We start from the raw sequence: 12,885 nt of genomic DNA, 5'->3' as shown, positions 1-12,885 counted from the left end.
CACCCACCATGCACGCAGTACGCCAGCGCACGCGCCTCCCCCGGACCCGCTCCGGGCTCCTGGGACGCCGACGCACCAGGATCGTCCTCGCCGGGACCTCGGTCCTCGCGGTGATCGGCGGCGGCACCGCCTACGCCACGACCGAGATGTTCGCCGACCACCAGGTCGGCCAGCAGTACGCCGCGGGCCTGCAGATCTCCTCCGACCAGGTCCTCCAGCCGCTCGGCGACCGGCTGTCGACGCCGTACGGCAAGTTCATGGGCAGCACGGTCAGCCCCGACGGCCGCTTCCTGACCGCGACCGCCAACGACCGCTCGATCTCGCTGCAGGTCTTCGACCTGTCCACCTACCGGCTGGTCCAGCGGGCCGGCTCCGCGGCCGACGCCGACCTGAAGCTGACCGACAACACCGTGGGCCAGGAGGGTCCGGCGTACTCCCCGGACGGCGCGTTCCTCTACATGCCCAACGCCACCGGCATCACCCGGTTCGCGGTCGGTCCCGACGGCAAGCTGTCGAGCCCCACGAAGATCGCCCTGCCCACCGTCGGCGGTGCCCAGGCCCTCACCGGCGGCATGACGTTCTCCCCCGACGGCAGGACGCTGTACGCCGCCCTCAACGGCCAGAACAGCGTGGTCGCCATCGACACCACCACCACGCAGGTCACGCGCACCTGGCCCGTCGGGATCGCCCCGCGCCAGGTCGAGCTCGTGGGCGGCAAGCTCTACGTCAGCAACGAGGGCGGGCGTCGCGCCACGTCCGGCGAGGCCACCCAGGACTCCTACGGCACCGCGGTGCCGGCCGACCCCACGCTGGGCACCTCGACCACCGGCACCCTGAGCGTGATCGACCCCGCCGGCACCTCGGTGGGCACGATCGGCACCGGCCTGCACCCCACGTCGATGTACGCCGCCGGCAAGGTGCTGTACGTCGCCAACACCAACGACGACACCGTCTCGGTCGTGGACACCGGTCGCGACAGGGTCGTCCAGACGATCTCGACCCAGCCGTGGCGGGGGTCGGCCGTGGGCTACGAGCCGACCGGCATCACCGTGCAGGGCGGCCGCCTCCTGGTCAGCCTGGGCCGCGCCAACGCCGTCGCGGTCTACCGCCTGGGGCAGGGGGCGCTCGACCCGGTCAGCTACGTCGGGCTGGTCCCGACCGACTACTACCCCGAGGACGTCTTCAGCGTGGGCGGCCAGACGCTCGTGGCGAACCGTCGCGGCATCGACGCCCGCGGCCAGCAGATCACCTCCAAGCAGGGCTTCGGGACGACGCCGGCGACGGCGTACGGGACCCACGGGACGACCGCCTCGCTGACCCGCTTCACCCTCCCGAGCGACCAGGAGATCCGCAGCCGCTGGACCCGTCGGGTCTTCGACCAGAACGGCTGGACCTCCGGTGGCCGCGACGACGAGCGGGCCAAGGGCGGCCGTCGCGGCGCCGTGGCGGTGCCGCGACGCCTCGGCGACCCCTCGAGCATCAAGCACGTCTTCCTGCTCGTGAAGGAGAACCGCACCTACGACCAGGTCTACGGCGACATGCCCGAGGGCAACGGCGACAAGACCCTGGCGCAGTTCGGTCAGCAGACCACGCCCAACCAGCACGCGCTCGCCCGGCAGTTCGGTCTCTACGACAACACCTACGACGTGGGCACCAACTCCGCCGAGGGCCACAACTGGCTGATGCAGGGCGACGACCCGGAGTACACCGAGTCCAGCGCCGGGGAGTACACCCGCTCCTACGACACCGAGGAGGACGTGCTCGGCCACCAGCGCTCCGGGTTCCTCTGGACCGCCGCGCTCGCAGCCGGCGCCTCCTCGCGCAACTACGGCGAGTTCGAGTACACCGAGGGCAAGCCGGCCGGCACCTGGCAGCAGTACTACTGCGCCACCAAGAGCGTGGAGGCCGGCGGTGACCCCGCCCAGCTGACGACCCCGGACCTCAAGGGCAACTACGGCTCGGTGATCCCGTCGCTGAACAAGATCAGCAACCCGACCTCCCCGCCGTTCGACCTCTCGATCCCCGACATCTACCGCGAGCAGATCTGGAAGCAGGAGTTCACCCAGCAGGGGCCCAAGGCCTTCCAGATGCTCTGGCTCTCCAGCGACCACACCGGTGGCCCCTCGACGCCCCGGGCGGCGGTGGCCGACGGTGACCTCGCGGTGGGCCGGGTCGTGGACACGATCTCGCACTCGAAGTGGTGGAAGGACTCGGCGATCTTCGTGGTCGAGGACGACAGCCAGGCCGGCGTCGACCACGTCGACGGCCACCGGGCGCCCATCCAGGTGATCAGCCCGTACGCCGTGCACGGCAAGACCGTGTCGACGTACTACTCCCAGATCTCGATGGTCCGCACCATCGAGCAGATCCTCGGCGCGACCCCGCTGAACCAGAAGGTGGCCGCGGCCAGCCCGATGTTCGACGCCTTCACCAACAAGGCCGACACCCGGCCCTTCACCGCGGTGCCGAACCAGATCCCGCTGACCGAGAACGTCAACCCGGCACCGGCCTGCGGGGCGGACACCCCGGCTGACGCTCCCCCGGCGCCGGTCGTGGCTCCGGCCCAGAAGCCGGTGGCGAACGCCTGGGGCCGGTGGGCCCAGAAGCAGCACTTCACCGGACGCCAGGCCCGGCCCGACTACGCCCACCCCGAGCAGATGAACCGCTACACCTGGTACCAGGCGCACGACTGGAAGACGCCCTACCCCGGCGACGCCAAGGTCTACACGCCCGACCAGGTCCCCGGTGGCGCGATCCCGGCCCCCGAGGGCGACTGACGCTCCACGCCGCACCACCCGCACGAGGGTCCCGGGGTCTCCCCGGGGCCCTCGTCCGCGTCCGGGCGTCCCTGGCCCGGGACCGGTCGACCTGGGACCATCGCTGGCGTGAGCACCTCCGACCCCGCCACCCCACCGGAGCACCCGGCCGACGCCCACGACCTGATCCGCGTGCAGGGCGCGCGGGTGAACAACCTGCGCGACCTCAGCCTCGACCTGCCCAAGCGCCGGCTCACCGCGTTCACCGGCGTCTCCGGCTCGGGCAAGAGCTCCCTGGTCTTCGGCACGATCGCCGCGGAGTCCCAGCGCCTGGTCAACGAGACCTACAGCGCCTTCGTCCAGGGCTTCATGCCCAGCCTGGCCCGGCCCGAGGTCGACCACCTCGAGGGCCTGACCACCGCGATCATCGTCGACCAGGAGCGCATGGGCGCCAACCCGCGGTCCACCGTCGGCACCGCCACCGACGCCCACGCGATGCTGCGGATCCTCTTCAGCCGGCTCGGCGACCCGCACGTCGGCCCACCCACGGCGTTCTCCTTCAACGTGCCGACCCGCACGGCCAGCGGCGTGATGTCGACCGACCGCGGCGGTCGCGTCGAGCGGAGCGTGGTCAAGGACGCGGTCTACCTCGGCGGGATGTGCCCGCGCTGCGAGGGCACCGGCGCGGTCAGCGACGTCGACCTCACCGCGGTGTACGACGAGCAGCGGTCCCTGCGCGACGGAGCGATCCTGGTGCCCGGCTACTCGATGGACGGGTGGTACGGCCGTCTCTTCGAGGGCATGGGCCTCCCGATGGACGTGCCGGTCGCCGACTTCACGACCCGCCAGCGGGACACGATGCTGCACGCGGCCCCCACCAAGATCAAGGTCGAGGGGGTCAACCTCACCTTCGAGGGCATCCTGCCGCGGATGCGGAAGTCGATCCTGTCCAAGGACGTCGAGGCGATGCAGCCGCACGTGCGCCGGTTCGTCGAGCGCGCGGTGACCTTCCAGGCCTGCCCGGAGTGCGGCGGCACCCGCCTGACCGCGGCGGTGCTCGCGTCGCGGATCCGCGGCCGCACCATCGCCGACCTGTGCGCGATGGAGATCAGCGAGCTCGCCGCCTGGACCGGTGACCTCGACGAGCCCGGGGTGGCCCCGCTCCTGGCCGGCCTGCGGCACCTGCTCGACTCCTTCGTCGACATCGGCCTGGGCTACCTCTCGCTCGACCGACCGGCCGGCACGCTCTCGGGCGGCGAGGCCCAGCGCACCAAGATGATCCGCCACCTCGGGTCGCCGCTGACCGATGTCACCTACGTCTTCGACGAGCCGACCATCGGGCTGCACCCGCACGACGTGGAGCGGATGAACGACCTGCTGCTGCGCCTGCGCGACAAGGGCAACACGGTGCTGGTCGTCGAGCACAAGCCGGAGACGATCGCGATCGCCGACCACGTCGTCGACCTCGGGCCCGGCGCCGGCCGCGACGGTGGCGAGGTCGTCTTCCAGGGCACGGTCCAGGACCTGCGACGCAGCGACACCCTGACCGGCCGCCACCTCGACGACCGGGTGGGGGTCAAGACCGAGGTCCGGACCCCCACCGGGCAGCTGGAGGTCCGCGGCGCCGCGACCCACAACCTGCGCGACGTCGACGTCGACCTCCCGCTCGGCGTGCTGTGCGTGGTGACCGGGGTCGCGGGGTCGGGCAAGAGCTCGCTGGTCCACGGCTCGATCGCCGGCCGCGAGGGCGTCGTGGTGGTCGACCAGGGCGCGATCAAGGGGTCGCGCCGCAGCAACCCAGCCACCTACACCGGGCTGCTCGAGCCGGTGCGCAAGGCCTTCGCCAAGGCCAACGGGGTCAAGCCCGCGCTGTTCAGCTCCAACTCCGAGGGCGCCTGCACGACCTGCAACGGCGCCGGCGTCGTGTTCACCGAGCTCGGCGTGATGGCGACCGTCGAGTCGCCGTGCGAGGAGTGCGGCGGCAAGCGGTTCCAGGCCGAGGTCCTCGAGCACACCCTCGCCGGCCTGGACATCGCCCAGGTGCTGGCCCTCTCGGTCGCCGAGGCGCAGGCCTTCTTCGCCGAGGGCGAGGCCCGCACGCCCGCCGCCAGCACGGTGCTCGACCGCCTGGCCGACGTCGGGCTCGGCTACCTCACCCTCGGGCAGCCGCTGACCACGCTCTCGGGCGGTGAGCGCCAGCGGCTCAAGCTCGCCGTCCAGATGGGTGTCGCCGGCGACGTCTACGTCCTCGACGAGCCGACCACCGGCCTGCACCTGGCCGACGTCGAGACCCTGCTCGCCCTGCTCGACCGCCTCGTCGACTCCGGCCGCTCGGTCGTCGTCATCGAGCACCACCAGGCCGTCGTGGCCCACGCCGACTGGGTCGTCGACCTCGGTCCCGGCGCCGGGCACGACGGCGGTCGGGTCGTCTTCGAGGGCACCCCTGCCGACCTCGTCGCCGACGCCTCGACGCTCACCGGCCAGCACCTCGCGGCGTACGCCCGGGGGTGAGGGCCCGTCGCTAGCCGGGGTGACCCTCGCCCGGGCCCAGCGGGCGCACGGCGAAGAAGTTCATGGCCGTGAAGGTCAGCACCGGCTCGTCGGACTGGTTCAGGGCGGTCACCGCCGAGTGCACCAGCCCGCGGTCCGGGCGCGACCGCGACAACCGGGCCTGCGCCACCTCGACCCGGACGTGCAGCCGGTCCCCGGGACGGACGGGTCGGGGCCACCGGAGCTCGTCGAGCCCGGGTGAGGCGAGGCTGGCCACCCGCGAGACGTAGTGGTCGACGTAGAGCCGCATGGACACCGCGACCGTCTGGACCCCGCTGGCGATCAGCCCGCCGAACGGCCCCGTGGCCGACCAGGCCGGGTCGACGTGGATGGCCTGGGGGTCGTAGCGCTGCGCGAACTCCACGATCTCCGCCTCGTCGAGCCCGACGTGGCCGTACTCGCACACGGCGCCCGGGGCGTAGTCCTCGAACCACCGGTCCTCGACCGGCGCGGCGAGGTCGGCGCCGGCCAGCGCTCCGGTCACGCCGGGGCCGACCCGGGTCGCGACGCCTCGGACTCGACGACGCCCTTGACCGCGGCGAGCGTCCGCGGGATGCCGTCGAGGGCGTGTCGGGTGCGGTCGGCGATCTGGGCGGCCGCGTCGTCGCCGTACCGCTCGTGGAACATCGCGATCCCCCCGGGGAGGAAGTCCCAGGTCTCGGTCAGGGTGGTGCCGGTCGCCGTCGGGGTCAGGAGGTAGCCCCAGCGCACGAGGTCGCCGCCCACCTGCCAGGCGAACTCACGGCCCCGGTCGGCCGCGACGACCTGCGACCGGGTCTCCCAGGTGCGGGTCGGCAGCTCGTTGCGCCCCGTGAACCACGAGCCGACCTGGCCCGCCGTGGCCTCGTCGTCCCACCAGCACGACGTGCAGACGGGGCTCCACTCCCCGGTGCGCGTGATGTCCGAGACCACGTCGTAGACGGCCTCGGGCGGGGCCGCCACCTCCACGGAGTCCTGGTGGCTGCGGGGTCCCTGCTCGCTGTCGGCGCTCATCCGCCCACCCTAGGAGAGGGCGGGCGGAAGCTCGCGGCTCGACAGGTCAGCCGTCCCCGTGCCGGTTCGCCACGATCGCGGCGACCGGCGGCAGGACCGCGGCCACCGCCGACATCACCACCGCCGCCGTCACGGAGTAGAGGCGGACCACGTTCCACGCCAGGACGATGAGCACCAGCGCGGGCCCCATGATCGCGAAGTAGAGGCGCTTGCGCTGCGCCTGCCGTGCGCTGAGCCCCGGTCGCGCGTCGGTGAGGCTCACCGGCTTCTCCCGTCGTCCCACGCTCAGGACCGTACGCGGTGCCGGTGGACCAGACCATCGCAGCACCAGTGCGAGATTCGTTGCCAGAGAGCCGCAACGAATGTACTGTCAGCGCACCCGTGGGCCCCACTCGAGCAGTGGGTGCAGGCGCTCGGGCAACCCGTTGACCCCCGGTCCCCTGGAGCACGCATGTCCCGACGTCACCGCCTCGTCGCCCTCGGTCTGGGTGCGGTCCTCGCTCTCGGCACCTCCCCCGTCGCGACGGCGGCTGGCCCCCCGTCCGCCACCCCCGGCAGCTCGGCGGCGGCACGCTCGTGCCAGCAGGACGGCTACCAGCACGTGCGGCGATCCGACCAGACGCCGTTCCGCAACACCGGCGACTGCGTCAGTTACGCAGTGCATGGCGGCACGCTGACGCCCCCCGCGACTCCCATCGCGACCTGCGCCTACGTCATCTCGACGCCGGGCACGTACGCTGTGACGCGCGACCTGAGCTGCGGCCCCGCACCGGCCGTCACGATCGCCGCGAGCAACGTCGCGGTGTCCCTGCAGGGGCACACCGTCACCAGCCTCAGCGACGCCTTCCTGATCGGGCCGGACGTCGCCGCGCCGGTGAGCAACGTCGCCGTCAGCGGACCCGGCACCGCGGTCGGCTACCACGACGCGGGCGTGGTCGTCCGTGCCGCCGACCACTCGACGGTGAGCGGGGTGAACGCGTCGGGAGGCGCGACCGGCATCCTCCTCGGATCGCCTGCCGCCCACGACGACACGCTGGTCGGCAACACCACCAACAGCAACTCCGGCGACGGCATCCACGTGACCCAGGCGATCCGCATCGAGATCGCCTCGAACACCTGCTCCTCCAACGGCGACGCAGGCATCAACCTCGGCGACGTGTACGCCGGCTTCGGCTACATCCACACCGACGACATGAACATCCACGACAACACCTGCAACACCAACGCGAACATCGGCATCTCGGCCGGTCTCGGCGCCTACGACAACGTGATCACCCACAACACCGCTCTCCACAACGCGCGCTACGACCTCGGGGACAACCACGCGAACTGCGGGGACAACATCTGGGCCGACAACACCTACGTCACCAAGACCCCCGACTGCATCCGGTAGCACGAACGGGTGCCCCCTCGTCGCCCGTCGAGCCTGCGGCGTGGTGGCTGCCACGGGCGACAGCGGTGGGACGGAGCAGAGCCGCACGACGTTCCACGCCAAGACGATCACCACCAGGGCCGGCCCCGTGATGGCGAAGTAGCGGGTGCGCCAGCAGCTCACCGCGGGGCACGTGGGGCGAGGGGCGTCGGCGACACCGGCACGGCGTGGTCCGACTCGACCTGGTGGGCGGGCCCGGTGGTCGACCTTCAGCAACCACGCCCCCGACGACTCGGGGGTCAGCACGCGGATCACGGTCAGGTGCCCCCGCGCCGGTCGCACCGCGGCGCCAGCGCTCTTCGACACCGGAGGGCTGCAGGCCGCCGCCCTCCTGGAGTCGGCCGGGCTGCTGCTGATGGGCCTGGCGCGCAACGGCGCCGGGTTCGACCTCGCCCTGGGGGCGAGGGTCGCCTGACAGGGGTCGTCGGGCCGTGACGACTGCATGCGCGGCACGGACCGACAGTGGACCAGACCATGTCCAGCAGGATCGGTGCAGTTGATGGTCAGGCGACTGCACTGGATGCACGTTGAGTGCACTGGCCCCGGTCGATCCGGCGATCTCAGCGTCGTTGAACGGCGGGACGAGCTCGTCTCAGGTCCGCAGGCGGACTGGCCGTCGCGCTGGAGGGCTCGTGCGCACTGCCACCAGGAGCGCGAGCCGCGCCGGCGGCACCGCGGGGCCGGCGACTCGGCCGTGGTCGTCAGCGCCTGGCTCGGGGCTCGACCATCATCCGTGCAGCAGGCGTGTGCCCGCTTCGTCCGCGGGGAGGAGACGTTCGTCGGATCGCGGGCTCGTGTCGGCGTGCATGGTCTCGGCGACGGGCCTGGCGGCCCAGCTCGACCGACGACCTGCGTCCGGGGAGAGGGCGAAGAACCCGCCAGCCTCGGCTGACGGGTTCTTCTCTCTCAGCGTCGACGTACGGCGGTCGAGGCTCCAGGTGGCCGGTCGGTCGATCTCGTCGCCCGGATCGGTCGGTGGGCGGCTGCACGAGCGGCAGCCACCCACCGTCTGCAGCCGTCGGGAACTAGCACTGAGCGTTGGCGTGCGCCCGGATGTATCTTCCGGCCGCGCTCGTCGTGACCACGTCGGCGAATGCGTCGTTGATACCGCAGCGAATCGCGCCGGGGATCGAGACGGTCCCGTCTGCGGCTACCGTCCCGATGTTCGTCGGACCGAGTGTTCCGTCGACCAGCGATTGCCGCGTGAGCATCACGGACGCGCCCGGCTTCAGCAGCGACCCGGTGACCGCCCCCCAGCACGAGCCAGTGCTGCACTTGGACAAGCTCGATGCGAGCACGAGTGACGGCGCCTTGCAGAAGATCGACACCGCGCCGCTCGTCTGGTCGATGCTGACGTCGATCGTCGAGGCCAGTCCCTGGATGGTGCAGGCACTGCCCTGGAGCGTGTTGAGGTCACCGGAGCCGGCGGAGCCGGCCGGGCTGGCCGGGCCCGGAGCGCCAACAGCGCCGGCATCGCCCTTCGGACCGGCATCGCCCTTCGGCCCAGGGGCACCCCTTGCGCCGTCAGCGCCCGGGTCGCCCTTCTGGCCAGCGGCGCCAGTCAGGCCGGTGTCGCCCTTCGGGCCAGGGGCTCCGGTGGGACCGGCGGCACCTGCCGGGCCGGTGTCGCCCTTGTCGCCCTGAGCACCCTTCGCGCCAGCGGCTCCGGCAGGACCCGCGGGTCCGGCCGGACCCACCTTGTTCCACGACATGGCTGTCTCGTTCTTCGTGCAGCTGGCGGGGGACTGCGCGGCTCGCATCACGCCGTTGGCGTTGGAGGAGCAGGCGTAGACCATCGAATCCGATGAGGTGTCGGCGATGGCGACTGTCCCACCGGCAGCCACCGCCGTTATCGCCACAGCAACGATCGCCGCCGGCATGCTGACTCGCTTCACTCAGTCCTCCACAAGGGGTCAATTAACTGCAGCGCGACTGTAGGCAACATGAGTCGATTTCGATGCAGTGGCGAAACGACGGACTAGACCGCGAGGCGGTGGTCAAGACGGACGGCCCACCGGGTCGGCTACCGACCCCCCTGTTGTCGTCGCGCTGAGCGGTCCGATCGTCGCCGTGCGGCGGACCGTGAAGCACGTCCTGCCGACGCTGACCGGCAGACCGCCGACAGACGTGCGGGTCCCGCGATCCGGGCGCCGTGAAGGACAAACCCAGGGAAATCGAAAAACCCGCCAGTCTCGGGCTGACGGGTTCTTCTTCTTGTGGGATAACTACAGAAGGGTTTGACCTGTGCCTTCGGGGAAGGTCGGGACTACCCGTCATGCGTCAGATCGCCCTCCGTCACGTGTGTCTTGACGTCGAGAGACTACGCAATTCCCGCAGGTCAGATGCGTGTCTGCCCTCCCCAACCACAATTCGGCGGGCCCTACCTCCAAGCAGACGGCTGCCTCTTGACAGCGTCTGCCGGCCCCCGTTGGGCCGCTGAAGAGGGCTGCGTCGGCCGATCACCCGCGAGCCCGGGTCAGGTGCGGCAAGCTGCGACATCGACCCGGTTGCCCACCCCGTTCCGAAGACCCTCGTGCTCAAGCGCCTAGCCTCTGGCAGGGTGACCCCAGTGCCGGGCGCCTATTGGTTGCGACGCAGATCTGCGGTGCAAGGACGTTGCTGCCCGGAACAAACTCTGGCCTTCGCTCGGTTGGCACCGACATGGTGACCGAGACGACCGAGAACAGCAGCACCGCAGGCCCAGGAGCCACCGCCAACAGCTACGCCTTCACGGGACGAACCGTGCTCGTCACCGGTGGCGGCACCGGCATCGGCAGGGCCATCGCCGAAGCGTTCCTGGCCAACGGCGCCAACGTGGCTGTCAGCGGCCGACGACGAGCAAAACTCGCCGAGGCCCTGGCCGGCCACCCGGCTGACCGGGTGCTTGCGGTCGAGGCGGACGTCAGCGATGACGACTCCGCCGCCGCCATGGTCCGCGCCGTGGTAGACCGGTTCGGCGCGCTCGACGTTGTCGTCAACAACGCCGCGGCGTACACCAGCGGTGACTTCGACGAGCTCGATCTCGACGGGTGGCGGGCCATCCGGTCGGCCAACGTCGACGGCTTCGTCCACGTCGCCCGCCATGCACTGCCGGAGCTGGAGCGCTCAGGCGGCAACCTGGTGGTCGTGGGCTCGGTGTCAGGGCTGCGCGGCGACTGGGGCCAAGCCGCCTACAACGCGACCAAGGCGGCGATCATGAACTTCGTCCAGTCCCTCGCCCTGGACTACGGCCCCCGTGGGGTGCGGCTCAACGCCGTCGCACCCGCGCTCACCATCACCGACCTCACCCGCGCCGTCGAGGAGGACGAGGACGCACTGGCGAAGTCCGTCGACCGGATCGCCCTGGGGCGCCCGGGACGACCGGCGGACATCGCGCCAGCGGTCCTCTTCCTCGCCAGCGACGACGCCGCGTACATCACCGGCGCGTTCCTCGCCGTCGACGGCGGCACCACCGCCAGTACCGGCCAAGCGCACTAAACTCTGGACCTGCCGCCCGCAATGCCCCGGCCGCTACGCCGCAGCAAGTTGCTGCACCCCTCTCCTGCGCACACGTCCATTCCGGGACCGTAGGCCTGGTACACAAACATCCGGTTAGCGGTAGTGTTGTGTGCATGTTGTTGAGCCTTCCCGCGGTCGCGGAACGTCTGGGTGTCGACGAGCGCCGGATACGTCAGCGCATCGCGGACGGCTCGCTGCGCGCGGAGAAGGTCGGCGGGAGGTGGCTCCTGGACGAGGCCGACCTGATCGGTCTCAGCGAGCGCCGTCGCGGTCGCCCGGTGTCACACGACTCAGCGTGGGCGCTGATCGGTGCAGCGGCAGCTTGGGAGAGCCGAGCGGAGGGTGCGAAGGACCCCGCATCAGCCCTGCTCGACCGAGTCGCTGCCGCGGTCCGCTCCCGCTCGAAGGCGCGCCTGAGGGACGTGCTTGAGCAGGTCCGGGTGAAGCCGGCCGGTCCATCAGCGGAGGAATGGTCTGATCGCGCGGCGACCAACCTGCGGGTCCTGCTGCGCAACCGAGCCGCCCGCCGGGCGTACTCCGCCTCGCCGCGAGACCTGGACGATCTGCGCGCCGACGATCGTCTGGAGCTGTCCGGGCTGTCGCTGCCCGAGTCGGGCATCGCCTCCGGCGTCGTCGTCGAGGGCTACGTCTGTGAGGTCGAGCTGGGGCCACTGGCGGACGACTACCTGCTAGCGGAGGTGAGGGAGTCGGAGGCGAACGTGTTCCTGCACGTCGTACCCAGTGGCGACTCCGAGCACTGGCGGGCAGCCCGCCAGGCGGTCAGCAGTCGACTGGTGCTCGCTGTCGACCTCGCCGAGCACCGGCGCCCTCGCGAGGAGGCCAGGGCGGCTGAGCTCGTTTACCTCCTGGCCAACCTGGACCCAGCGTGAGCACCGCTCCGCTGGAGCCGGTCGTCATGCCCGCGATGTCGGCTGCCCAGGCAGCGTCGTGGTTCGGCCTGATGGATCTCTACGAGCGCCTCCCGGACGGCTGGACCCTCGTCGGCGGTCAGCTCGTGCACCTGCACTGCGCCGAGCGCGGCGCATCCCCCCAGCGGCCGACCGACGATATCGACGCCGTCGTCGACGTGCGCGCCGAGCCGAACATGCTGGTCTCCTTCACCCAGGTGCTTCTCGACCTGGGCTTCGTCCCCGACACCTCCGGCGAGGGACTGCAGCACCGCTGGCGCCGGGCGGACGCACAGATCGACGTCCTGTTGCCCGACGGCGTGGGAGAACGCGCCAGCGACCGGCCTGGCGCCGGAGGCGCGCCGACCCTGCCGACGCCCGGCGGCACCCAGGCCCTGGCCCGCAGCGAGACCGTCACCGTCGTGGTGAACGGCAGGACCGGTGGGGTTCTGCGGCCCAACCTGGTCGGCGCTCTGGTGATGAAGGGTTCGGCGCACACCGCCGGCGGCGACACCGCCCGCGGTCGGCACCGCCTCGACTTCGTCTGCCTGGCCGCCCTGATCGCTGCCCGGGACTTCCGCGAGACCCCCGCGACCAAGAAAGACAGGCAGCGCCTGCGAGCCATGACCCAGGCGTGCCGTGCCGACGTCCGCGCCATGGGACTGCCGGGCGCAGCGGGCGCCCTGGAGAGGCTCGAGCGCGCCGCCGGGCTCACCTGAGGACGGCGCCCGCGCTGCTCCGGGTCAAC

11 protein-coding genes are annotated in these 12,885 nt (G+C 71.4%); 7 read left to right on the top strand and 4 right to left on the bottom strand.

Annotation, left to right across the window (positions count from 1 at the left end; all coding sequences use genetic code 11):
* The first annotated feature begins 8 nt into the window (after positions 1-8).
* Entirely contained in the window at positions 9-2,777 is a 2,769-nt protein-coding gene (locus tag ACYVDA_RS12820) for an alkaline phosphatase family protein (RefSeq protein ID WP_460818762.1), read from the top strand.
* A 108-nt stretch (positions 2,778-2,885) separates the two neighbouring features.
* Positions 2,886-5,267 carry an ATP-binding cassette domain-containing protein gene (locus ACYVDA_RS12815; RefSeq protein WP_460818761.1) on the top strand — a complete coding sequence of 794 codons (2,382 nt, stop codon included), beginning with the start codon at positions 2,886-2,888 and terminating at the stop codon, positions 5,265-5,267.
* A 10-nt stretch (positions 5,268-5,277) separates the two neighbouring features.
* On the opposite strand, the gene ACYVDA_RS12810 is transcribed toward ACYVDA_RS12815, so the two are convergent.
* From ACYVDA_RS12810 to ACYVDA_RS12800, 3 genes are read right to left on the bottom strand one after another with little or no spacing between them, the layout of a single operon-like run.
* Positions 5,278-5,790: a MaoC family dehydratase gene (locus ACYVDA_RS12810; protein WP_460818760.1), complete on the bottom strand. Its 513-nt coding sequence runs from the start codon at positions 5,788-5,790 to the stop codon at positions 5,278-5,280.
* Positions 5,787-6,299: an SRPBCC family protein gene (locus ACYVDA_RS12805; RefSeq protein WP_460818759.1), complete on the bottom strand. Its 513-nt coding sequence runs from the start codon at positions 6,297-6,299 to the stop codon at positions 5,787-5,789. The genes ACYVDA_RS12810 and ACYVDA_RS12805 overlap by 4 nt, the downstream gene beginning before the upstream one ends.
* 46 nt (positions 6,300-6,345) lie before the next feature.
* The gene (locus ACYVDA_RS12800; protein ID WP_460818757.1) at positions 6,346-6,582 is read right to left on the bottom strand and encodes a DUF3099 domain-containing protein; all 237 of its coding nucleotides are present in this window, start codon (positions 6,580-6,582) and stop codon (positions 6,346-6,348) included.
* A 168-nt stretch (positions 6,583-6,750) separates the two neighbouring features.
* Between ACYVDA_RS12800 and ACYVDA_RS12795 the strand changes: the two genes are divergently transcribed.
* Complete coding sequence (locus tag ACYVDA_RS12795) at positions 6,751-7,692, top strand: right-handed parallel beta-helix repeat-containing protein (protein WP_460818756.1); 942 nt, start codon at positions 6,751-6,753, stop codon at positions 7,690-7,692.
* A 145-nt stretch (positions 7,693-7,837) separates the two neighbouring features.
* A complete protein-coding gene (locus ACYVDA_RS12790; protein WP_460818755.1) occupies positions 7,838-8,146 on the top strand; it encodes a hypothetical protein in 309 nt (102 codons plus the stop codon).
* A gap of 610 nt (positions 8,147-8,756) precedes the next feature.
* On the opposite strand, the gene ACYVDA_RS12785 is transcribed toward ACYVDA_RS12790, so the two are convergent.
* On the bottom strand, positions 8,757-9,626 hold the full coding sequence (locus ACYVDA_RS12785; RefSeq protein WP_460818753.1) for a hypothetical protein: 870 nt from the start codon (positions 9,624-9,626) through the stop codon (positions 8,757-8,759).
* Positions 9,627-10,392: 766 nt separating this feature from the next.
* Between ACYVDA_RS12785 and budC the strand changes: the two genes are divergently transcribed.
* The 3 genes from budC to ACYVDA_RS12770 all read left to right on the top strand — a co-directional run bounded on the left by budC (position 10,393) and on the right by ACYVDA_RS12770 (position 12,856).
* Entirely contained in the window at positions 10,393-11,208 is an 816-nt protein-coding gene (gene budC, locus ACYVDA_RS12780) for a meso-2,3-butanediol dehydrogenase (RefSeq protein ID WP_460818752.1), read from the top strand.
* Positions 11,209-11,651: 443 nt separating this feature from the next.
* On the top strand, positions 11,652-12,119 hold the full coding sequence (locus tag ACYVDA_RS12775; RefSeq protein ID WP_460818751.1) for a hypothetical protein: 468 nt from the start codon (positions 11,652-11,654) through the stop codon (positions 12,117-12,119).
* Positions 12,116-12,856, top strand: coding sequence for a hypothetical protein (locus ACYVDA_RS12770; protein ID WP_460818750.1), 741 nt, complete (start codon positions 12,116-12,118; stop codon positions 12,854-12,856). Before ACYVDA_RS12775 ends, ACYVDA_RS12770 begins: the two co-directional genes overlap by 4 nt.
* Positions 12,857-12,885: the final 29 nt, after the last annotated feature.

The organism is Nocardioides korecus, from assembly GCF_054778395.1.
This window is presented reverse-complemented; position numbering and strand designations above follow the sequence as displayed.

Coding starts and splice junctions, on each gene's coding strand:
- ACYVDA_RS12820 (WP_460818762.1), top strand. CDS start 9: ATGCACGCAGTACGCCAGCGCACGCGCCTCCCCCGGACCCGCTCCGGG.
- ACYVDA_RS12805 (WP_460818759.1), bottom strand. CDS start 6,299: ATGAGCGCCGACAGCGAGCAGGGACCCCGCAGCCACCAGGACTCCGTG.
- ACYVDA_RS12795 (WP_460818756.1), top strand. CDS start 6,751: ATGTCCCGACGTCACCGCCTCGTCGCCCTCGGTCTGGGTGCGGTCCTC.
- budC (WP_460818752.1), top strand. CDS start 10,393: ATGGTGACCGAGACGACCGAGAACAGCAGCACCGCAGGCCCAGGAGCC.